The sequence below is a fragment of the Chryseobacterium sp. 1B4 genome (assembly GCF_036631475.1).
Taxonomy (GTDB): domain Bacteria; phylum Bacteroidota; class Bacteroidia; order Flavobacteriales; family Weeksellaceae; genus Chryseobacterium.
Genome location: NZ_JAPNUF010000011.1, coordinates 144,532 through 168,372, shown reverse-complemented (window position 1 = coordinate 168,372; position 23,841 = coordinate 144,532). Strand labels below are relative to the sequence as shown.

Annotated in this window: 11 protein-coding genes and 8 pseudogenes; 4 read left to right on the top strand and 15 right to left on the bottom strand. The window is 38.2% G+C overall.

Features of this window, described 5'->3' with window-relative positions; all coding sequences use genetic code 11:
* Nucleotides 1–24: 24 nt before the first annotated feature.
* From OWR28_RS22770 to OWR28_RS22740, 7 genes and pseudogenes are all read right to left on the bottom strand, one after another.
* A complete protein-coding gene (locus OWR28_RS22770) occupies nucleotides 25–1,041 on the bottom strand; it encodes a hypothetical protein (RefSeq protein WP_332388639.1) in 1,017 nt (338 codons plus the stop codon).
* 138 nt (nucleotides 1,042–1,179) lie between these two features.
* Nucleotides 1,180–2,511, bottom strand: coding sequence for a hypothetical protein (locus OWR28_RS22765; RefSeq protein WP_002982396.1), 1,332 nt, complete (start codon nucleotides 2,509–2,511; stop codon nucleotides 1,180–1,182).
* Nucleotides 2,512–2,519: 8 nt separating this feature from the next.
* Nucleotides 2,520–3,217, bottom strand: a pseudogene (locus OWR28_RS22760) (c-type cytochrome).
* Nucleotides 3,210–3,731, bottom strand: coding sequence for a DUF3341 domain-containing protein (locus tag OWR28_RS22755; RefSeq protein WP_027371993.1), 522 nt, complete (start codon nucleotides 3,729–3,731; stop codon nucleotides 3,210–3,212). The pseudogene OWR28_RS22760 and the gene OWR28_RS22755 overlap by 8 nt, the downstream one beginning before the upstream one ends.
* The gene (nrfD, locus tag OWR28_RS22750) at nucleotides 3,718–5,115 is read right to left on the bottom strand and encodes an NrfD/PsrC family molybdoenzyme membrane anchor subunit (protein WP_034691792.1); all 1,398 of its coding nucleotides are present in this window, start codon (nucleotides 5,113–5,115) and stop codon (nucleotides 3,718–3,720) included. Before nrfD ends, OWR28_RS22755 begins: the two co-directional genes overlap by 14 nt.
* 25 nt (nucleotides 5,116–5,140) lie before the next feature.
* Nucleotides 5,141–8,204 (bottom strand): annotated as a pseudogene (locus OWR28_RS22745) (TAT-variant-translocated molybdopterin oxidoreductase).
* 23 nt (nucleotides 8,205–8,227) lie between these two features.
* Nucleotides 8,228–9,584, bottom strand: a pseudogene (locus OWR28_RS22740) (c-type cytochrome).
* Between the two features lie 184 nt (nucleotides 9,585–9,768).
* On the opposite strand from OWR28_RS22740, the gene OWR28_RS22735 reads away from it, so the two are divergent.
* Nucleotides 9,769–10,326, top strand: coding sequence for a hypothetical protein (locus OWR28_RS22735; protein WP_002982407.1), 558 nt, complete (start codon nucleotides 9,769–9,771; stop codon nucleotides 10,324–10,326).
* A 55-nt stretch (nucleotides 10,327–10,381) separates the two neighbouring features.
* On the opposite strand, the gene OWR28_RS22730 is transcribed toward OWR28_RS22735, so the two are convergent.
* From OWR28_RS22730 to OWR28_RS27310, 7 genes and pseudogenes are all read right to left on the bottom strand, one after another.
* The gene (locus OWR28_RS22730) at nucleotides 10,382–10,858 is read right to left on the bottom strand and encodes a DUF6080 domain-containing protein (RefSeq protein WP_332388638.1); all 477 of its coding nucleotides are present in this window, start codon (nucleotides 10,856–10,858) and stop codon (nucleotides 10,382–10,384) included.
* A gap of 112 nt (nucleotides 10,859–10,970) precedes the next feature.
* Nucleotides 10,971–11,546: a DUF6080 domain-containing protein gene (locus OWR28_RS22725; RefSeq protein WP_332388997.1), complete on the bottom strand. Its 576-nt coding sequence runs from the start codon at nucleotides 11,544–11,546 to the stop codon at nucleotides 10,971–10,973.
* A 182-nt stretch (nucleotides 11,547–11,728) separates the two neighbouring features.
* A complete protein-coding gene (locus OWR28_RS22720; RefSeq protein ID WP_332388637.1) occupies nucleotides 11,729–12,544 on the bottom strand; it encodes a T9SS type A sorting domain-containing protein in 816 nt (271 codons plus the stop codon).
* A gap of 85 nt (nucleotides 12,545–12,629) precedes the next feature.
* On the bottom strand, nucleotides 12,630–14,171 hold the full coding sequence (locus OWR28_RS22715) for a protein adenylyltransferase SelO family protein (RefSeq protein WP_332388636.1): 1,542 nt from the start codon (nucleotides 14,169–14,171) through the stop codon (nucleotides 12,630–12,632).
* A gap of 75 nt (nucleotides 14,172–14,246) precedes the next feature.
* Nucleotides 14,247–16,622 (bottom strand): annotated as a pseudogene (locus OWR28_RS22710) (transglycosylase domain-containing protein).
* A 6-nt stretch (nucleotides 16,623–16,628) separates the two neighbouring features.
* Nucleotides 16,629–17,092: pseudogene (locus tag OWR28_RS27315) on the bottom strand (gliding motility lipoprotein GldH).
* 257 nt (nucleotides 17,093–17,349) lie between these two features.
* Nucleotides 17,350–18,468, bottom strand: a pseudogene (locus tag OWR28_RS27310) (PSP1 domain-containing protein); the annotation flags it as partial.
* A gap of 459 nt (nucleotides 18,469–18,927) precedes the next feature.
* On the opposite strand from OWR28_RS27310, the gene OWR28_RS22685 reads away from it, so the two are divergent.
* The 3 genes and pseudogenes from OWR28_RS22685 to OWR28_RS22675 all read left to right on the top strand — a co-directional run bounded on the left by OWR28_RS22685 (nucleotide 18,928) and on the right by OWR28_RS22675 (nucleotide 22,761).
* Nucleotides 18,928–20,166 (top strand): outer membrane protein transport protein, encoded by a 1,239-nt coding sequence (locus OWR28_RS22685; protein ID WP_332388634.1) that lies wholly within the window; start codon nucleotides 18,928–18,930, stop codon nucleotides 20,164–20,166.
* Nucleotides 20,167–20,178: 12 nt separating this feature from the next.
* Nucleotides 20,179–21,738 (top strand): annotated as a pseudogene (locus tag OWR28_RS22680) (G-D-S-L family lipolytic protein).
* An 85-nt stretch (nucleotides 21,739–21,823) separates the two neighbouring features.
* Nucleotides 21,824–22,761 (top strand): annotated as a pseudogene (locus tag OWR28_RS22675) (ribose-phosphate pyrophosphokinase).
* Nucleotides 22,762–23,222: 461 nt separating this feature from the next.
* On the opposite strand, the gene OWR28_RS27305 reads toward OWR28_RS22675, so the two are convergent.
* Entirely contained in the window at nucleotides 23,223–23,729 is a 507-nt protein-coding gene (locus tag OWR28_RS27305) for an acyltransferase family protein (protein WP_494168515.1), read from the bottom strand.
* Nucleotides 23,730–23,841: the final 112 nt, after the last annotated feature.

Sequence of the window (23,841 nt, the reverse complement as noted above, 5' to 3'; positions counted from 1 at the left end):
CACAGTAGCCATAAACTTATATTTTTACTTTTTGTTAGGTTGTTCTTTCAGATCTCCTTTGAAAAAGTTACTGAAGATAGTCTGCATATTGGGGAATGACGGATCCTGCCAATAAGGGGTTTTATAACTGCTGTTGCCTTTATCAAATTTTACTTTTTCAATATCGTTGTCATTGTTGAAGCTTAATTCTGTAGGATAGAAATTATTGTAAACTGCAATCTGATTATATTCGGGTTCACTTTTATGTTTTAGTTTAACAAAAACAAGTTCATTATATTCCAGGAAATCTTTCAGGGTCTTCTCTGAATCCTTTTCGAAGGACATGTTTAAAATGGTTCTGATATCATAAAACCGGTATCCGAAAAATGAAAATTCTTTTTCCTGCAGAATACCTCCTGTCACTTCAATCTGGTCTCTGCGATCTCCCTTCAACTCTCTGATCGTATTTTTTGAGTTTTTATATTCTTCCGGGTTCCCTACGTTTTTAAGTTTGGGGAGATTCAGTGAGTTGCCATAATCCCATGATGAAGTTTCTTTCTTTTCGTTTTTAGATTCTGCCATTCTGAATACCCTGTACTGCTCTACATTGGTACTTTTCAGTTTTTTTGTCTTGTTGTCGAAAATATAAGTTACAATTCCGTCTGCATAACTGTTCAGCTTATTATTTACCGTTACGTAGGCATTAAAATTTCCTTTGATGAAAATGTACCTGGCTGGTTTGCTGTTCTTGATAACTACTGTTTCAATTTCCTTTACCTGATCATTGATTTTTATAACGGACTGATCAAAGTCCGAATAAGATAAAGTAGCCACCGGAAAATTATTATAGACAAGCTGGAACTTCTCCTGAGAAGGCGACAATGACTGTTTGTCAATCTTACCTTCAATATCCGAATAGGCTAAAATGGTTCCGTCTTTTCCAAATACTGAAACTCTGGGAAGGGGAATATTATTTTTTTCAGAAACGAAAGTGATGGTCTGAGCCTGGATAAAGCTGGCCAGAAAAAGAAAGAGCGAATAGAGGAAAAGTTTTGTTTTCATAATAAAATTTTGTTTTTAAATGTTGATGCCAGTATAGACGCATACCTTTCAGAATGGATGGCTGCTGATTGATATGCATAAAAAAAGACTGATCGTTTTAACAATCAGTCTTTTATCATTTTATTTTGTTACAAGTCCTTAGAAAGGATACTCATAAATTTCAGATTCGTGTAAGAACGGGTTTCCTGTAGGAATCAACTTCAGTTTAGATAAAGCTGAAAGTACAGTAAACATAAATAATCCAACTACGAACAGGATTGCTCCAAGGATTAAAAGGAATACTTCAGGAGTGTTCCAGTATGGTCCTACTGTTCCTGGCATTACCATGTTGAAGTAATCTAAGATGTGTCCCAGGATCACCACTACTGCCATTGTAGTAACTACTTTGTAATTTCTCTTGATGCTGCTGCTTACCAATACCAATAGCGGTAATAAGAAGTTGATGATCAACATCGGTAAGAAAGTAGGAGAGTAGTGCTGGAATCTACCGAAGAAGTAGTTAACCTCTTCCGGAACGTTGGCATACCAGTAAAGCATGAACTGAGCAAACCATGTATATGTCCAAAGCATACTTGTAGCGAAAAGGAATACTCCTAAATCGTGTAAGTGGTTGTCATTGAACTGTGGTAAGAAACCATTTTTCTTAAGGTAAACACTTAATAAAATGATTACGGCAATACCACTTGAAAGGCAGCTAACCATTGAATACCAGATATACATTGTAGAATACCAGTGAGGGTCAATAGACATCAACCAGTCCCAAGCCCAAGCTGCAGAAGCAAATCCGAAGAATGCGATGTATCCTACTGACCATCTGTAAAGCATCTGGTACTCTACTTTAGACTTCGTTTCGTCTACTTTCTTAGACTGAGCTTTTAATTTCCATGCGAAGAAAGAAGCACCAATCACATAGATTAAAGTTCTTACTGCGTAGAAAGGAATATTTAAGAATTTTTTCTTTTCGAATAAGATCACATCAAAATGCGGAGAATCCGGGTTTGTCAATTCAGGGTCCATCCAGTGGAATAAGTGACCATTATGAGTGATGTTCAAGATCATCAGGATTACTAAGATTGCACCACCGTAAGGGATATAAGAAGCAATCGCTTCCATTACTCTTGTAATGATGATCGGCCATCCTGCGTGTGCAGCGTGCTGAATAGAATAGAAGAATAATACGCAGCAGCTAACTCCAAAGAAAAATACAGCTACAAAATGTATTGCTGCTAAAGGCTGGTTGTGTACCTGCAATGTAGCGTGCTCAAGGTGAGCTGCGTGATCCTGAGGTCCAACCATTTCACTTGAGTGTGTAGGAGCAGTATGACCTGAAGCATGAACAGCTTCCATCATTTGTTCTATTTTCTCAGTAGAAATTCCTTTGTTCAAAAAGAAACCAATACCGAAAAGAACTAAACCTACAACAAGAAGTATTATAGAAGTTGATTTTAATTTTGGTGAAAAACTATACATTTCTTTTCTTATTTTTTAGTTTCGGTAGTCGTTTCAGTTGTTGCTGGTGCCGCCGCTGTAGCTGATGCCGGTGCTGCTGCTCCTTTTTGAAAGCACTCATCACATACATTGCTACTCTCCATCTGTCTCCTGCGTTCAGTTGTCCCGCATAAGATCCCATGGCATTTCTACCGTTTGTTAATACATAATGAACAGATCCTACAGTAATTTCTCTGTCAGCATAGTTCGGTACTCCGGAGAATGCTCCACTTTGTACGATAGGTCCTTGTCCATCACCTCCTGTTCCGTGGCATGCAGCACAAGTGTGATCAAACAATATTTTACCTCTTTCAAGGTCCTTCGCTGCGTTAGCAGGATTCAAAGGAGATACGGTAAGTTTTTTAGAGGCTTCATACCCTGCGTTGTACTCGTCAACATTTTTAGGTAATAAGCTTTCTTCAAAAACGCCGTCTTTATTCTGAGGAACGGATCCTTCTACCGGAGAAAGGCCTGTAGCACCATTATTTTTAACAAAAGCAGGAATTTCATTTTCATGATCTGAATACGCATCCTGGGCTTTCATCAATGGATCATAAGCTACCGGAAAATACATGTCCGGGAAATATACCAATGGAGTATTCTCCTTTGGTCCGCAAGAGTTAAGTAAAACTGTTGTTAAACCTAAAACTGCTGTAATCTTTAATACATTCTTTTTCATTTTAAGCATCTTTAACAGTTATTTCTTCAACTCCAGTTTCAATAAGCAACTGCTTTACAGATTCTACATCTTCAGTTACAAATTCCATCATGAATTTATCGTCAGTAGTCCTAGGGTCTGGGTTCTGAGCCGGAGCTCCCGGATACATTTTGTTTCTAACCAGGAAAGTTAAAGACATCATGTGAGCCGCACAGAATACCATTAATTCGAACATTGGAACTACGAATGCAGGCATGTTGTGTCCCCAGTCAAAAGCTGGCTTACCACCGATATTCTGAGGCCAGTCGTGATTCATCACATACCAGGTAAGAGTAGCACCGATAGTTACACCATAACAAGCATAGATAAAAGCAGCATCAGAAATTCTGGTTTTCTTTAAACCTAAAGCTTTATCTAGTCCGTGAACCGGAAACGGAGTATAAACTTCGTTGATTGCGATTCCTTTATCGTTGAATGCTTTAACGCCGTTCATCAAATCGTCGTCGTCAGCATAAAGTCCGTATACAATTTTAGTGGTGCTCATCTCCTTCTTTTGCTTTATAAGTTTCACCTGAGATTTTCAAAATCGATTTTAATTCAGCCTGTGCAATTACAGGGAATGTTCTTGCATATAATAAGAATAATACAGAGAAGAATCCGATTGTTCCTAAGTATACACCCACATCAATGATCGTTGGCTTAAACATTGTCCATGATCCTGGTAAGTAGTCTCTGGAAAGGTTGATAACGATGATATCAAAACGCTCAAACCACATACCGATGTTGATGATCAATGCAACAATGAATGTCCAGATAATGTTCGTTCTTAGTCTCTTGAACCAGAAAGAAGCAGGAATAACAAGGTTACAGATGATCAATGACCAGAATGCCCACCAGTAAGGTCCTACAGCAGCACCCGGAGAAAGATATGTGAAATCTTCGAATCTTGAACCTGAGTACCATCCGATGAAATATTCAGTGGCGTAAGCTACAGTTACCATACCACCAGTTAAGATGATTACGATGTTCATAATTTCGATATGATACATTGTAATATACTCTTCTAAGTGACACACTTTTCTAGCTACCAACAATAGTGTTTGTACCATTGCAAATCCTGAGAAGATCGCACCGGCAACGAAGTAAGGAGGATAGATTGTTGAGTGCCATCCTTTAATTACTGAAGTCGCGAAGTCGAAGGATACGGTAGTGTGTACTGAGAATACAAGCGGAGTTGCCAAACCTGCAAGAACCAAAGAAAGTTCTTCGAATCTTTGCCAGTGTTTTGCTTTACCACCCCAACCGAATGCAAGGAATGTATAAATTTTCTTAGTCCAAGGAGTTTTAGCTCTATCTCTGATCATTGCAAAGTCAGGGATTAGACCCATGAACCAGAATACCGTTGATACTGAGAAATACGTGGAGATCGCAAATACGTCCCAAAGTAGAGGAGAGTTGAAGTTCCCCCAAAGAGAACCGAATTGGTTTGGTAAAGGGAATACCCAGTATCCAACCCAAACTCTACCCATGTGGATTACAGGGAAGATTGCCGCCTGTACAACCGCAAAGATCGTCATCGCCTCTGCAGATCTGTTTACAGACATTCTCCATCTCTGTCTAAATAATAATAATACTGCGGAGATTAGGGTCCCGGCGTGACCGATACCTACCCACCATACGAAGTTGGTAATATCCCAACCCCAGTTAATAGTTCTGTTAAGCCCCCATGCTCCAATACCTGTCCCGATAGTGTAAGCGATACAGCCGAATCCATAGAGGAATAGAACTAGCGCAGCATATAATGAGATCCACCATAATTTACCTGCTCTTTCTTCGATAGGTCGTGCGATATCTTCTGTAATATCGTGATAAGTTTTGTGACCAATAATTAGAGGTTCCCTTATCGGAGCTTCGTAATGTCCTGACATTTTTTACCTATTTATTATTTAAACTTTATTTTTCTACTCTGTTTCTTACTTTAGTGTGATAGAACACGTTTGGTTTTGTTCCGATCTCCTCTAGTAAATAATATCTTCTGTTAGAGGCATATACCTTTCTAATTTCAGAATCTTTATCGTTCATATCTCCAAATGTCATTGCTCCAGTAGAACAAGCTTTAGAACAGGCCGTCTGGAATTCTCCATCCTTCACTCTTCTTCCTTCTTTCTTAGCCTCAAGAATTGTATTCTGAGTCATTTGGATACACATTGAACATTTCTCCATTACCCCTCTAGTTCTTACAACTACATCAGGGTTAAGTACCATTCTTCCTAAATCATTGTTCATGTTGAAATCGAACTTGTCATTTAGGTTATAAGTAAACCAGTTGAAACGTCTTACTTTGTAAGGACAGTTGTTTGCACAATATCTTGTACCGATACATCTGTTGTAAGCCATATGGTTTTGACCTTGCTTACCGTGTGAAGTAGCCGCTACCGGACATACCGTTTCACATGGAGCGTGGTTACAGTGCTGACACATTACCGGCTGGAAGATTACATCCGGATTATCAGCAGGATGGTTCAGTGCACCTCCTTCTTTGTTGAATGCAGTACCGTATAATTCAGGTACAGCCATTCCATCTTTTAATCCTTCGTATACTTCTACCGTTTGTCTTGAAGAATAGTAACGGTCAATTCTTAACCAGTACATATCTCTTGACATTCTTACTTCTTCTTTACCTACTACAGGAACGTTGTTTTCTGCCTGACAAGCAATGATACATGCTCCACAACCCGTACAAGAGTTCAGGTCGATAGATAAGTTGAAGTGAGGTCCGTCTGTATCATCGAAAGCATCCCAAAGGTCAATTTTTCTTGCTGGAAGAGCTCCGCTGATGGTGTGGTACTCCAAAGGCTTGTTCCATCCTTTGTGCTCGTCATCGAAAGCTACGTTGATGAAATCTGCCAAAGGAACTTCTTTCGCGATCTCATAACGGCCCATCAATGTATTTTGAAGCTGGATCCCTGCAAATTCGTGGTCTTCTCCTGTTTTTTCGATTTTAACACCTGAAAGAACAAGGTTAGAACCGTCAAATAAAGGATAAGCATTTACCCCGGTATCAGCAGTTGCTCCTGAGTTTTTCTTACCATAACCAAGCGCAAGACCTACAGATCCTTCAGCTTGTCCCGGTTGTACGAATACAGGAACGTCTTTTATTGTTACTCCGTTTACAGTAAGGTTTACGATAGAACCATCCAACTGCATTCTTGCATTAAGGTCGTTATCGATTCCGAACTTTTCTGCGTCTTTTGGAGAAATTGTCAAATAGTTATCCCAAGACATTCTTGTGATTGGGTCAGGTAATTCTTGTAACCAAGGGTTGTTTGCCTGAGTACCGTCTCCCATAGAAGTCTTAGTGTATAATACTAATTCTAATTCAGAAGGTTTAAAGTTTCCTAGTTCAGCAACAGCCTGAGCAGCGTTTCCACCTGCGTAAGATAGAGTTGTTGCATTGGTAGAAGCGTTGATACCGTTATACAATGCCTTGTTGAAAGAAGTACCACCTAAAAGAGAAGCAGAGCTCGCTTTTAAATAATCGTAGTAGTTGTTTGCGGCATTGTTTTTTCCGTTCTTCCAAACCAATAGAGATTCTTCAATCTGTCTTGATTTGTAGATTTTCTGGATGGTAGGCTGCATTAATGAATATACTCCTGTCTGTGGTTCGATATCTCCCCAGGACTCTAACCAGTTAGCAACCGGAATTACAGCTTTCGTTGCTTTGTACATTTCATTCTTCTTATCTGCTACAGCAATTACGTAAGGAACTTTAGATAAAGATTTTTTGAAATCTTCTCCTTTTGGATGAGAGTAGATAGGATCCACATTGTTGGTAACTAAAACACCAACCTGTCCACCGTTTACCCATCCAAGGAATTCCTGGTATCTTGCACCGTCGAATTCTTTCAGTAAGTTGGCCTTACCTGTGAAAGCTACTGAACCTAATTTCTGGTTGATTAAGTGTGCTAAAACCTGTGCTCCTTTAGAACCGTCAGCAAAAACAACAGCTTTGCTTCCTTTTGCTTTCAATTCGTTAGCAATTTCAGTTGCAGTCTTATCAGAAGTACCACCACCTACGATTGCATTGTAAACTTCAACTAAAGTCTTGTTTACAGCACTTGGTTTTAATCTGTATCTGGAGTCAGCATTAGCACCGGTTAATGACATGTTAGACTCCACCTGGATGTGTCTTAACATGTTTGGTCCTGGCTTTCTTGCTGCTGCATAAGAAGTTTCTAAGCTTGAAGCGTTATAATCTCCTAAGAAATCAGCCTGGAAAGAAACTACCAGTTCAGAACCTCTAAGGTCATAAACAGGTAATGCTCTTTGTCCGAATACTTCCTGTGCTGCATCTAATTGTGCAGAATAAGGGAAGGCATCATAAGTTACTAATTCTGCTGTAGGATATTTAGCTTTGAATTCAGCGAATAACTTTTTGAAAGTTGGTGAAGCAAAAGAGTGTGATAAAACCACAATCTTTTTGCCTGACGCTTTAGCTTCTTCCAACCCTTTCATCACAAAACTGTCTACTTTATCGAAAGTTTCGTCTTTTCCGTCCAGTTTAGGCTGTTTTACTTTATCGTTATCATAAAGAGAAAGTACACTTGCCTGAGCTCTTGCATTAGTTTTACCTAAATCACCACCAGCCGGGTTGGGTTCAATTTTGATAGGTCTTCCTTCACGGGTTTTTACTAAAACACTAGCAAAGTCGAAACCGTCAAAATAAGTTGAAGCGTAATAGTTAGGGATTCCCGGAATAATATCATGCGGCTTTACCACATAAGGAATCGTTTTGATTACCGGAGCTTCGCAGGCAGCCAATGTAACTGCTGCTGTAGAGAATCCTAGTAATTTAAGGAAATCTCTTCTTGAAGTACTTGATCCGTTTTTCTCAGCATCTCCAAGGAAATCTTCTACCGGAATTTCTTCCTGAAACTCTTTCTGAGCCAGCTTTATTATTCAAAGCCGGATCTTTAAGTTCATGAATACTTCTGAATTGTATTTTGTTTGAAGCCATTTATACTTCTAATTTTTTAGTTATTAATAATGACATTTACCACACTCAAGACCTCCAATTGCATCTACAGTGATTTTACCTCCATCTTGTGGATATTGTTTTTTCAACTTGTCATGTAGATTCTTGAAGTACTCTTTATTATAACCGTTGTTCATATCAACTTCAGTAGTTCTGTGGCACTCGATACACCATCCCATCGTAAAGTCGTTAGCCATCTGAACAACATTCATTGTATCAATTTTACCGTGACAAGCTTTACATACAACATCAATTTTGTTGTTAGGATTCTTTTTGTTGAAAGAATTGATGATTGCCTGTTCTCCAGCAATTACGTGCTGAGAGTGGTTGAAGTAAACGAAGTCTGGCATATTGTGGATTCTTGTCCATTCAACCGGCTGTGTTTTTCCTGTGTACTGTTGTTTTGCAGGATCCCAACCTGTTGCAGCGTAGATCTTCTGGATTTCACCGTCATAGAATGCCTTGTCTTTTCCTGGTTCCATGTAGTGTTCTGCGTTGTATTCAGAAATTGTTCTGTGACAGTTCATACAAACGTTCATAGAAGGGATTTCAGATACTTTTCCGTATTTAGCACTGGAGTGACATAACTGACAGTCAATTTTCTGTTCCCCAGCGTGGATTTTGTGAGAGAAGTAGATAGGCTGTTCAGGCTTGTACCCTTTGTAAACACCGATCCACATCAGCCAGTTCCATACTCCGTAAGCAGCCAGAATAGCAAGAATTGCCAGTAAACCTTTACCAATGTAGTGGAACTTCTCGTACATTTCACCGAAAGAACGAACTCTTGTTTCGTTAAGTCCGGCTAAATCTTCAGACTGACCCAATTTTACCAGTTGTCTTAGTTTTACCAGGATCCAAACCAGTAAAGCTGCGATCGCTAAAAGTGAAATGATTACAACGTTTGTAGTAGTTTTGTCTGCAGGAGCTGCCGCAGTAGCGTCAGTTGCAGGGTTGCTTCCGGTTTTTCTCCTCCGGAGCAGGAGGGTTAGTTGTGAAAGCTAAAATGTCGTCAATATCCTTGTCTGTAAGATTCGGAAAGACCTGCATTTCAGTCTTATTAAACTTTTCAAAAATCTCATTGGCGTATTTGTCCCCAGAAGCTCTAAGAGCTTTGTTGTCTTTGATCCACTTGTGAAGCCAGTCTTTGTCTACACCACCTTCTGTCTTCACACGTTCTACAACCCCTTTTAATGGTGGTCCTACAACCTGTTTGTCCAGCGCGTGACATGCAGTACAATTCGCTTTGAAAAGTTTCTCTCCGTTTTTAGGATCGCCGTCTTGCCCGTAAAATGAAGCACTGGTTGATAGCAATAAGCCTATCGCGATCAACGTTTTTTTATAATGCTTTCTCCAACTAATCATTTAAATTATCTTATGTTAGTAAATTATTGAACATTCAATCAATTCGGCAAAAATAATATTTTTAACAGAAATTTAACGGCATATAAAAAGGGGAAAATGTCATTTAAGGTTAATTTGTATTGATTCTAAATAACCTGTTTGGTATAGTTTTTTAATTTGTATAAATTTGCGGAAACAAGTTTAAATGAGAAATCTAATCAAAATATTTTCGATATTATCATTATTTGGATTTTATAATATTGAGGCACAGCAGGTTGTTAAAAAAGATACCCTGTCAGGAACGGAGCTTGTCATGACGATGGATTCCAAAATAAATGCTGCTCTGGAGGGAGTTGAAGGGAAATGTGCTAAAGCTGTCCCAACAAATTCTACTAAAGATTTCAGCAATAATGACAGTGGAATTTCTACCGGAATAAACACAAAACCTCCTAAAATCTTTGTGCCAAGCAGAGAGCTTACCAATGCTGAAATTTGCAGGAAAAATCCTAGGATTTTAGGGTTCAAAATCCAGATTACAACAGTAAAAAGTAATGAGGAAGCTAATGAGGTAAAATCTTATTTCAGAAAAAGATTTCCTAACCTGAAAGTGGAAACGGATGCTTCTTTAAGACCTAATTATAAAATTTTAGCAGGAAGTTATTTCACAAAACAAAGTGCTGCAAGTGACCTTTCCAGAATCAGAGAATATTTTAAATCTGCAGTAGCAGTACAATATAGAATTTTCTGTGCTGAAGCAAAATAAGATTAATTTATTTTAACATAAAAAACAAAAAGCTGAGAAATTTTCTCAGCTTTTTTTATTGATAATAATTTTCCATAAACCAGAAAAATTCTGTCATTCTGAAGATATTATTGGCCAACAGATAGGTGAATAATATCACCAGCGTCCATGTTAAAAATGACATGATTTTAGGGGATGATCTGTAAGCATAAAACAGCCATCCTAAAAGTATCGGATAGACAAAAACGAAATGTCCCCCATAGATGTAGGAAGTATGAAGTCCGAACCTCATCACACAATGGATGATGATATCAACTGCAAATGAAATAGTGATGATCTGGACCCATTTATTCCTGAAATTTTTAAAATAACTCCAACTTATCAGGATCAGTAATATTGTTATAAAAAAGTAAGGCACAGCTGACGAATAAAGATCCATATAAAGCCCTTTGAAGTTGAATCCTTTCATATTGTGTTTATCAGACATAATAAATCCCGGGAAAAGAATATTCCCTCCGAAAAAGAAGGACAAAATCATATCCCACGCCGGCATTGATTCTACATTTGAGAACTTTTCATATTGCTGATTGGTTTTGAAAAGATATTCTGGTATTTAAAATCAATTCTGTTCAGGTAAAGGAGTACAAAACAGATCACAGCAACAGTTACTCTAAGTGCAGCATTCCCGAATTTTTTCCAGCTTCTGAAAGATCTTTTTCAAAAAAGAGAGGTATAAAAACCTTTACAAAATTAGTAATGGTAAGTCCTCCGATGGTAATACCTGCCAGTGATAATGCGGGTGCAGGTGTTTTTTCTTCTTTTCTTAATTTTATGGCCGCGTAATGATTGTATAGGGAAAGTAAAAATAAAGTGTATGTGAAGTTCTCCGGAGTAAAAGAGAGAACAATGTTGGTTGAAAAAACTCCAAAGAAGAGAATAATTAAGACGCTTAACCACAAAGGAAGGCGGATGATATTCTTTAAATATTTGAAAACCTGAATGATATTCAATGAGATGATCATATTGCTGAGCCATGCCAGAGTGAGCCTGAAGCTGGCATCCATTTTTCCTCCTGAAATGAATAATGAGAATTCTCTTACCCAGTTGAAAAAATAATAGGACAGGGGGTGTCTTTCAAAGCTTCCTCCGGTCATCAGGATCGATTTATTATCAAAACTGAAGTATGCGTCCCAGGAATTCTGCTGTCGAAAATGATCCTGTAATGAAGAGCAATATAAGATCCCAGAATTCCATAACAGGTAAGGAAGAACAGAAATACCGCCGCTTCTGTATAAGTGGAAGGAAAAACCAATTTAAAAAAACTGATGATTTTTGTTTTGATAAAAGACACTGTCAAATTTTTTGCAAAAGTAAATAAAAAAACCACCAAAGCTGGTGGTTGTAAAAGTTTATATAAATGGTGTTATTGTTTGATTACCTTTTCCGTTTTGGAAGTTCCGTCTGAGAAGTCTACTTTTAGTAAGTAAGTTCCTTTTGGAAGTGAAGAAATATCTAATCTCTCAGAAGTATCGGTAAGCAGAGATTTTCCGCTTGCATCAAATATTGTGGAAGATTTGATTTTCTTATCTGCTTTGATGTTTATTTCTCCTTTTGTCGGGTTAGGATAGATATTGGTAACGTCTTTTACTTTGGCATTCGTTTCCTGAGTAGATAATGTGCCATTTGCCCAAACCTCAACATCATCTATTGAAAGGCTGTCTGCATCGTTAGCTACGTAATGGAATCTGAATTTTACATTAGCTTGTCCTGCGTATTGAGCTAAACTGACTGTAATAGCCAATGTTTCGTAATCTGTATACACCCCATAGTTTTCTTCAACCCATACCTGGTTCCATGTAGTTCCCCCATCTGTGGATACTTCTACTTTTAAGTCTCCGTTAGGATTAGGGTCAACCATGTATTCATATCCTATTTTGGCCTTAAACTTTAACACCGGATTTGTTGTTCCTGCCAAACTGAAGGAAGGGCTTGTTAAATGAGCATCCTGTGCCTGGGCAATCCACCCGATACCTGCGGATTTTCCACCTGTGATATTAAAAGTAAGCTGTCCGGATGCATTGAAAATCGTTGTTGTAAAACCCCAAGGTCTTGATGCTACATTTGTTCCTGTTGTCCATCCTGTCGGAGGAAATGTCGTACCCTGAAAAGTCTCTGAGAGAATCTGCGCATTCCCCAATATAGAAGAGACTAAGAAAATGAATAGTAATTTTGTTTTCATTTGGTTTAGGTTTAAAGTTATTAGTAAATGTAATGAAAAAATGAAAATAATTACTTGTTTTTTAATATTTTATGAATATTATTAATTATGAACTACACGAAAGTGTAGAACATCCCGCAATATCATCATATCCGGATGGCCTTTTGACAGAAAATTCAGGATATAATTCCAGGTACGGATTTTCAAGGGCTTTGGTAAGTTTTTCCAGCATATCTTTTTTACCATTGCTGATCTCTTCAATGCATTCATAAAGAAGATAATTCCGCAGAATAAATTTCGGATTTGATTTTTCCATCATTGCCAAAGAGGCTTCTCTTGAAATGGAGTTCAGTGCTATTCTGGTTTCATAATTACTGATAAAATGTTCGAGTTTCGCTACCTTTTCTTCATCCAGAATAGTATAAGAGATATCTTTAAAATGTTCTGTTATATTAGTGATTTGGTTTATTTTTTCCAGTTGATTGAAAAATAAGGTGTAATCCAGCTGGAGTTCCTGCATTAATCCCTGCCAGTTGGTGAAAAACTCCTCATCATCTTTCTGAAGCTGATCAAAACCGAATTTTTTACAGAGCATCCTGTCATGAGCATTCCAGAAATAGGTGCCGAAATTATTTAAAGTATCTTCTAAAAATTTTTCATCTTTAATCAAAGGATGAAGGGCGTTGGCCAGCTGCCAAAGATTCCATTGAGCGATCTGTCCCTGTTTTCCGAATGCATATCTTCTTCCTGGAAGGTCAGTTGTATTAGGTGTGAAATTCAAATCATATTCATCCATCATGGAATAGGGTCCGTAATCAATAGTTAATCCCAGCGCTGACATATTGTCTGTATTCATAACCCCATGCACGAAACCTACCCTGAACCATTCAACCATTAAATCAGCAGTCCGGGTGCAGATCCTTTCAAAAAAGTCTTTGTATTTCTTACTGTCAGCGGATGTAATTTCCGGGTAATAATTTTCAATGGTAAAGTCAGCAAGCTCCTGAAGGCTATTGTATTCTCTTTGGGCAGACATCAGTTCAAAATGACCGAAACGTAAAAAGCTTTCAGAGGTTCTGATCACTACTGCACCTTTTTCTAATTTCGGATTTCCGTTATACATAATGTCACGCATTACATCTTCTCCGGTAAAGGCGAGACTGAGTGCTCTTGTAGTAGGAACACCAAGATGATACATGGCCTCACTCATCAGGTATTCACGAACAGAAGATCGTAATACGGCTCTTCCATCGGCATGTCTGGAGTAGGGTGTGGCTCCTGCCCCTTTCCATTGGATTTCTGTCTTTTTCCCTTTTTCATTAGTTATCTCCCCTGCCAGAATAGCTCTTCCATCACCAAGCTGCCCTGCCCAGTTTCCGAACTGATGGCCGGCATAAGCGGTAGCATAGGTTTGAACGTTTTCCGGAAGGTTATTTCCAACCAGAAAGTCCAGGTCTTTATCTTCATATTTTCCCAAACCGATTTCTTCTGATAAGGCTTCATTAAAAGCGATCAGTTCAGGCTTGTTAAAGCCGGCAGGACGAATGGTGGCAAACAAAACCTTTGGGGTATTTCTTTGCATAGGGTTGTTGGAGAAATCCCCGGGAAAACTCTCAATAAATGGCTGTCTGATACGTTCGATATTCATCTTTCAAAGGTATTAATTATAAAAGAAAAGACCTTCCAAATTATTGAAAGGTCTTATATATTTCTAAAAGAGAATTTATTTATTGAAATCTACTTCATCATTCGTATGAAGATTTTCATTGATGTTATCCTCTTTCTTCTCTGCTGGTTTTTTAGGTGTAGGATCTACCGGTCTTGGATTTTTAATCTCGTCGATAGTCTGAAGACTTCCATCGTCTCCATATCCTCCTCCAAGGCCTTTAAGGTTTGAACAGCCGTCTTTCCAGTCTGAAGGTTTAACAAACTTATCATCAGGAGTAACGCCTAAGCTCTTGTCTGCCCATACTTTCTTCATGAAAATTGCCCAGATCGGTAATGCCATCCTCGCACCCTGACCTTCTCCTGTTCCAAAGAAGTGAGTTGCTCTGTCTTCCCATCCAACCCATGCTCCGGTTGCCAGTTTTGGTGTGATCCCCATAAACCATCCATCGGAGTTGTTCTGGGTGGTTCCTGTTTTGGCAGCAATTTCCACGGCTTTTGAGATTCCTCTTCTTCCAAGCTCTCCGGAAGCGGTTCCGTATTGCGCAACACCTTTCATCAGTTCAATCATGGTGTAGGCATACATTGGGTTCATTACTTCCTTAGGTTCTACGTTTACTTCCTTGATAACTCTACCGTTGGCATCTTCAATTCTCCAGATCATTTCCGGTTTGTTGTAGTTACCATAGTTGGCAAAAGTACTGTAAGCACCTAACATTTCGTAAATCGTAATGTCTGATGAACCTAAAGCGATTGTATTGTTTCTTGGAATATCTTCCGTTACTCCCAGATCTCTTGCAGTCTGGATTACGGCGTCTACTCCTGTCATTTCAATAAGTCTTGCTGCAACAGGGTTTTGAGAGTGTGCCAATGCATCTTTTAATGTAAGCATTCCTCCTCTTCCCGGTACATGCCATCCGTTATGATCATATGTTCCGTTAGAAACAGCCGAACAAGGTGTCATTCCCAGTTTCATAATAGCAGTAGCGTATACGAAAGGTTTAAAGGTAGATCCTACCTGTCTCTTACCTTGCTTGATGTGGTCATATTGGAAGTGCTGCCAGTCTATACCCCCTACCCAGGCTTTGATCTCTCCGGTTCCCGGAACCATAGACATCAGACCTGCCTGTGCAATTTGCTTGTGATATCTGATAGAATCCCATGGAGACATTTCAACTTCTTCTTCTCCGTTCCAGGTGAATCGTGAAGTTTTAATAGGCTTCTTGAATTCCATCATGATAGAATCTTCAGGCATTCCGTCAGCTTTCAAAAGCTTATAACGGCCGGTTCTTTTCATTGCCTGAACCATTACATCATTAATCTGCTTGTCAGTAAGGTAGTAGAAAGGTCTGTTTTCTTCCTCTTTGTTCTGCGTCAAATCTCTTTTGAAGATCTGTTAAATGTTCCTTGATGGCTTCCTCAGCATACTTCTGCATTTTAGAATCAAGGGTCACATATATTTTTAAACCGTCTTTGTAAAGATTCAGTTTCTTTCCGGTTTCTTTTTCGTGAGTTTCAAGATATTTATCAATCTCTTTTCTCAGGTAAAATTTATAATAAGCAGAGTATCCGTCAGTGATGCTTTTGATCAGGTGAAAATCCACCTCAATCGGTGTATTGGCTGCCTTTTCGTAAGTTGCAGCATCAATATATCCGGTTTTCTGCATCTGGTCCAACACTACATTTCTTCTTTCTTTTGCCTTTTCAGGGTATCTGTAAGGATTGTTTTTTCTTGGGTTTTCAAGCATGGCTACAAATGTTGCCGCTTCAGGTAATGTAAGTTCAGAGGTTTTCTTGTTAAAGTAAACTCTGGAAGCCATTTCAATACCATTGGCATTGAAAAGGAAATCAAACTTATTGAAATAAAGAGTGATAATCTCTTCTTTGGTATACCTTTTTTCAAGACTTACCGCTACAACCCATTCTTTCAGTTTCTGGAATGCTCTCTGAATTTTATTCTGGGAAGCATTTCCTGTAAAAAGAAGTTTGGCAAGCTGCTGCGTAATGGTAGAACCTCCACCACGTCCACCACCATAAGCCACGGCTCTGGCAACAGAATATAAGTCGATTCCTGAATGTTCTTTGAAACGCTCATCTTCTTTAGCCTGAAGGGCATAAATAAGATAAGGAGGAAGGTCCTTATAAACAATCGGCTGGGTTTTTCCTTTTCGAATTTACCCAGGGTTACTCCGTCTGAAGAAATGATCTCAGAAGCAACAAAGATATCGGGGTTTTCAAGTTCTTTTACATCAGGCATTTCCCCAAGGAATCCTTGAGAAACTGAAAAGAAAAGCCCTGAAATTCCCAGAACTACTGCAATGAGTCCGATCCAGATAAATGAAACCCATTTTCTCCAGGAGGTATCTTTCTTTTTCTTGGGAGGCAGAGGAAATGTTTTCCCCTTATTTCCTGCATTTTTTTTGTTCTCTTCCATTTATGGTTACGGTTTAGCCGTTTCTATTTTTACACCAATGTCCTCAATTCCAGGAAGGTTGTCGTTTCTCATCGCCTGAATTAAACCGATTTCGTATTTTCCTTTTCCCGGAAATTTATAATTTAATTTATACTGAAACAAAGTTTCCTTCGTATCACCAAACCCTGTACCAAGCCATTCTCCGTTTGGTTTTGCCAGTACATAATTCAGGGTGTCTGTCTCCTTTTTTTGTTCTGAAGATTGGTGAAATTCACTATAAATCTTATATTACTGTAAGGATAACTGTTGTTATTTCTTACAACAAATATAATATTTTTAGGATTCTGCGGATCTGAAATTTCAAGATTAAATTTTTGCTCACTTTTCTTATTCCACTTGTTATCAACGGAGTTCATCATAACATCTCCTCCAGAGGAAGAGTTACAGCTAAAGAAAAGGATAAATGAAAGTAATCCTAAAATTTTACGCATTATTATCTTTTTTGGAGGGTATTTCTTTTTGAATTTCTTTTTGGGGTTATTGCTCTGCGGCTTTTTATCAGTATCAGCATTACCATTACTCACTGCTTTTTCCACAGGGGCTTTTTGCTGTGGTTGCTGCTTCTGAGGCTTAGGCTGATGGGCTGAATGAGCATTTGGGTTTTCGGTTTTTTGAGTCCTTTCCGGTCTTTCCTGTTTCTCCGGTCTGTTTCTTTTTTGTCCCTGACCCTGTTGATTGTTATTCTGCTTATTCTGGTTGTTTCTGTTCCTGTTTCCTCTGTTCTTCTTTTCAAAACGATCCACATTGTTTTCCTGGATTAGATCAATGGTATGGATAGAAGTTTCCGGCTGTTTCAGATCTTCAAGAGGAAGTGTTTTCTCTCCTCTTTTGTTTTTTGAAATCAGCTTTTTAACAAGATCAATATCGAAATCATACCATGCGATAGAGCTGTCTACATAAGCAAACCACATTTTCTTTTTGAAAACATCGATTTTAATACAGAATGCTTTTCCTTTTTCAGTTTCCAACGTTGTTGAAGAAGAAGGGAAGTTGCTGAGTGCATCCAGATAGCTGTCCAGTTCATAGTTCAGGCAGCATTTAAGCTTACCACACTGTCCTGCCAGTTTCTGGGGATTGATACTTAATTGCTGATACCTTGCCACATTGGTGTTTACAGATCTGAAATCTGTAAGCCATGTAGACAGCAAAGTTCACGCCCGCAAGATCCGATTCCGCCCACTTTGGCAGCCTCCTGTCTGAAACCGATTTGTTTCATGTCGATTTTAGTACGGAAAGCCCCGGCGTAATCTTTAATTAACTGTCTGAAATCCACCCGGTTATCTGCGGTGTAATAAAAGGTGATTTTTGAAGCATCACCCTGATATTCCACATCAGTAACTTTCATTTCAGGCCTAATCTCTGGGCAATTTTTCTTGCTTCAAGCTTTACGCCGTCTTCTTTTTCTTGCTTCCTGCCATACCTCAAGATCTTTTTGGTTGGCCTGTCTGTATATTTTAAGTGCCGATTCTTCAGAAAACTTTTTCTTTTTCATCTGAATCTTTACTAATTCTCCCGTAAGGCTTACTACGCCTACATCGTGTCCCGGACTTGATTCTACTGTAACTACACTACCGATATGTAAAGGAATATTATTTACATTCTTATAAAACGATTTTCTGTCATTTTTAAATCTAACTTCTACAAAATCACACCTGTTTGGTGCCGGATTGTTGATGTTAGAAAGCCAGTCAAAAACACTTAATTTATAACTATTCCCGCAGGTATTTACATTTTCACAGCCATTTGCGGTTTTTTTAGGGCCGCAAGAATGTGCAGAATCGCCGGATGTTTTACATCCACAACTCATATTACTATTATTTATAATCTGCAAATTTATGTATTTTTATCTTTATGCGATTCTAAAATACTCAAATAACCTGAATTCAGGTTAAAACATTTCTGTATTTTAAGTAAGAATGAATGCTGGAGGCCGAGAAAGGCTGTTATTACAGAAATAAGATACAGATGTTAAATTCATTATTTTTTTCAATTGCTGTTTAATTTAACATTTATTATCATTTTGTTCTTCCGTTCAGGTTTTTAAAGCACTGCAGTGTTAGTGTTAAACATTTGTTTAAAATTAAACAATTAAATCAAAATAGAGTTTGTATTGTATTAATGCTTTAATAATGACTGTTTTATCTTTTATTTATTTGAAGATATTATTTTAAACATAGTTTTCTTTTAGGATATTGTTTAAAATATTGGCAAATATTAACAGACGTATTCAAAATAATTTTATATTTGGATTATATAATAATAGTCTATGAAAAAAATATTAGTATCAACTGCTTTATTGGCGGGAGTTCTATCTTACGCAGGAGGCTTCAGAGTTTCCCTGCAGGGGGTAAAACAATTGGCAATGGCGCATACTAGTGCTCATGCCGAAGACGCGAGTGTGACATTCTTTAACCCGGCGGGTATGTCATTTATCCCTTCCAGACTGAGTGTAGTGGCAGGAGGGTTCGGTGCAAGTAATAAAGTTACTTTTCAAAACTTCAATACTTTGCAAAGTGCAGAAACAGACAATCCTATAGGAACTCCTATATATGCAGCGATTACTTATAAACCAATAGAGAATCTATCCGTAGGTTTCAGTTTTACAACGCCTTTTGGAAGTACAATCAAATGGCCTGAAAACTGGGAAGGTAAAGAATTGGTTCAGAAGATGGAGCTGAAGAGTTACTACTTCCAACCCATGGTTTCCGTGAAATTAGCTCCGTGGGTATCTTTTGGTGCCAGCTATATCTACGCAAGAGGAAAAGTAGATTGGGACAAAGCGGTAACCCAATTTGACGGAAAGGTTAATATTAATGATGATAACGCAACAGGTCACGGATATGGATTCGGTTTTTATTTCAGACCAGATCCGAAATTAGATGTGAGTATTGCTTACCGTTCTGCAGTAGATATGAAAGCTAAAAAGGGAACAGCTACATTCCAGTTCCCGTCACAATCTGTTTATAATCAGTTAAGGCTGAATGCAGCCGGACAAGATGGCTTCTCCGCAACACTTCCGTTGGTTGAAGAATATACCATTGGTTTAACCTATAAAGTGACACCGAAATGGCAGGTTTCTGCAGACTTTAACTATCATGGATGGGAGAGATACAGCAAGCTGATATTGGATTTTGATAATGCACCTATCGGAAATAATCCGTCAGACCCGACGATTCTTACCAATCCTAAGAATTTCAAAAACTCCAAAACATTCAGACTGGGAACTCAATATGCGTTCACAAATATGATCTACGGCCGTTTGGGAGCTTATTATGATGAAGCGCCTTATACTACGGATAACTTTATTCCGGAGACCCCTTCATATGATACTTATGTGGTTACAGGTGGGGTAGGTTTCAAACTGAAACAATTCGGAATTGATGTTGCGGGAGGATATGCAATGCCTCAGTACAGAAAGGTAAACAATGCTAATATTGGACTTAACGGGCAATCTAAAGCAACAGCTTTCTACTTTGGTCTAGGTTTATCGTATAATCCATTTTAATTTTAGAAGACTATGAAAAAAATTATAATATCGACAATTGCAGTTTCTGCACTTCTTTTTACGGTAACAAGCTGTAATACGGATTTCGATACGGATGTGAGAGATATCCCGGTAACAAAAGGAGATGCTGATTTTACAAAATACATATCACTGGGAAATTCCCTTACTTCCGGATATCGTGATGGTGCCCTTTACAGCAGCGGCCAGAATGAATCTTATCCAAGTATGATTGCTGCACAGATGAAGCTTGCGGGTGGAGGAGACTTTAAACAACCGTTGATGCCTAATGACGTAGGGGCTTCAACAATCTTCCGGGATTTGCCGGAAAACTAACCCTTCAGGTTGTTAACGGCTCCTTATCTCCGGTTCCAAGCGCTCCTGCGGCGGCATTAGATATCTTATCCGGTGGTGGTTCCTATAATAATATGGGAGTACCTGGTGCAAAGTCATTCCACTTAGTGGCTCCGGGCTATGGTAGCCAGGCAGGTCTTGCAACAGGAACAGCTAATCCTTATTTTGTGAGATTTGCTTCTTCCGCTACAACCAGTGTACTCGCTGATGCTATGGCTCAGAAAGCGACGTTCTTCTCTTTGGATAGGCAATAATGATGTACTGTCTTATGCTACCAATGGAGGTACAAATTCCCAGACCGTAGGAGGGGTTACAACTTATACCGCTGCTACAGTTCAGACAGGAAATACAAATCCTACAACGTATAAATCAAATGATATTTCTGATCCTGCACTTGTTGCCGGGTCTATTAAAGCAATCTTAGACGGTCTGAAAAGTGTGGGAACAACGAAAGGTGTTATTGCTAACATTCCTTCAGTTACTTCCGTCCCTTTTTTCACGACGGTTCCATATAACCCTTTGACGCCTGCTGCTTTAGGATCAAATCTGACAACTCTTAATACCAATCTGTACGGACCTTTGAAGCAGGCACTTACCGCTTTTGGTGCAGGGGATAGAATTAATTTACTTTCTGCAACAGGTCCGAATCCGGTTCTGATTAAAGATGTTGCGCTTACAGATTTATCGGCACAGCTTACAGTTGCGCTTACTCCTTCCTTAGGACTGCCTACAGCTACGGTTTTCGGTCAGATCTTCGGTCAGGCAAGACAAGCAACGGCGGATGATTATATTTTGCTTACAACAAGTTCTGTAATTGGAAGTACTGCGACGGGAGTTCCTGCTCCGGTAAATGTTTATGGAATTTCTTACCCGCTACAGAACCAGCATGTATTAACAAAAACAGAAGCAGGTTATGTGAAAACAGCGACAAATGCATATAATGCTTCCATAAAATCACTTGCAGATTCTTATGGACTTGCATTTGTAGATGCGAATTCCAAGATGGTGGAATTGAATGCCCAGTCAGGAATTTTATTTGACGGGGTAAGGTATACTGCGAAATTTGTAACAGGAGGAGCTTTCTCTTTAGATGGAGTTCACCTGACAGGACGTGGATACGGTATTGTTGCTAATGAATTTATTAAGTCTATCAATGCGAAATACAACTCTACACTTCCGCAGGTAGATCCAAACAAATATTCAGGAGTTAAATTCCCTTAATAATTGATAAAATAAAAACTTAGAAACCACAAGAGTAAATCTTGTGGTTTTTTTTTAAATTTGCAAAATCTTTTAAAAAGTAAAAATGGCCGATCAGTTAAGTTATCTATTTTGTACAAGAACCAGCAGGGACTTGGCAGAGAAAATTGCCCAGAATTATGGGAAAGAATTAGGAAAAATCAACTTTCAGGAGTTCAGCGACGGGGAATTTGAGCCTGTTCTGGACGAATCTGTAAGAGGAGGAAGAGTTTTCCTGATTGGATCTACATTCCCTCCTGCAGACAATCTTTTGGAGCTTCTTCTAATGATTGATGCAGCAAAAAGAGCTTCTGCAAAGAGCATTACCGTAGTAATTCCTTACTTCGGACTTGCCAGACAGGACAGAAAAGACAAACCAAGAGCGCCGATCGGTGCAAAGTTAGTTGCGAACCTTCTTACTGCAGCAGGTGCAACAAGAATCATGACAATGGATCTTCATGCAGATCAGATTCAGGGATTCTTCGAAATTCCGGTAGATCATCTGTATGCTTCCACTATTTTCGTAGATTATATCAAATCTCTGAACCTTGATAATCTTACCATTGCTTCTCCGGATATGGGAGGTGCAAAAAGAGCTAAAAACTACGCCGGTCACTTAGGTGCTGAAGTGGTAATTGCTTATAAAGAAAGAAAAAAGCAAATGTTGTAGAAGAAATGTTCCTTATCGGTGATGTTACAGGTAAAAACGTTATCCTTATTGATGACATGATTGATACTGCAGGTACACTTTGTAAGGCTGCAGATATCTTAATTGAAAAAGGAGCAAGAACGGTAAGAGCTATGGCAACACATGGTGTGCTTTCAGGAAAAGCTTATGATAATATTGAGAATTCAAAAATCCTGGAAGTTATTGTAACTGACTCAATTCCTGTTAAAGATAATATGTCATCTAAAATTAAAGTGCTATCGTGCGCTCCGTTATTTGCAGATGTGATGAAGAGCGTTCATGAGCATCAGTCAATCAGTGATAAATTTATTATTTAGATAAAAAATACTGATCGTTGGGGTTTTTATAAAATATATTTGAATTTTTTCTTTACTTGAATTAAAAGCCAGGATAGGATTAAAGATAGGATAAACACAAAAATAATACGTGGTGTGCCCTGTAAATTAAAAATATTTAAAACAGGCGATTTAAGAACATACCAATGAACTAAATAAACACCTGTAGAATATAATGCTAATGTTTTCTTGTTTGAGTAGGTATTTATATTTAAAGCTATTAAGAATAACAGCGGACAAATGAAATAAAGACTCACAAGTATATCAAAGCTTCCTTTTCCATATACATAATTCAGGGAAACCTCAACGATTAGTATAATAATACTTAATAAAAACAATATATTCCATTTCATTTTTTTCTTGAAATGAAAACCTATTAAGACTATAGCCTATAAAAATAAAAGGAAAGCAAAAGAAAAGGGAATTTCGGTACGCTGTCATGGTTATTTTTTTAAGCTATAAATATCCATATATTGAAGACAGATGCCTGAAAGGGTACATATAATGAATATTGAAAATACTATTTTATAATTCAGTCTTCTTATAGCCCAAAGCATGATAAATGCAAATAAGGATTCTATAAGGTACCATAAATGAAGAGGCCCGATTAATAACTGTTTTACAATTTTCAAAATATTGGACCCAGGTGAATGCCATAAGGGATAATATAGAAAAACCCAAATTAAGTATAGAAAAAGAAGTCTTTTTATCAAATTGAAAAATTGTTTTTTTGATTGGATTTCGAAAAAATAAAAACCATTGATCAATAAAAACATTGGAACGGCGGTACGGCCTATTCCTTCCCGGAAAAAATAAGCCAAAAGCGGATTGACATCCGCTAAAAAATTATTGCCATGCAGCCCGACAACTAAAAAAGCCATAACTATTTTCAATATATCTATTGAAACTTTTCTTTGGCCGGCTGGTTTTTCCTTTATTCCTTCTTGCATAAATTTCTATTCATAATTGTGTATAAAGCACTGAAGGCTAAAGGTAACAAAAAATAAAAACCCATTCTGATTTTTTTAAAATATTGCTTTATTTAAATAATAATACATATCT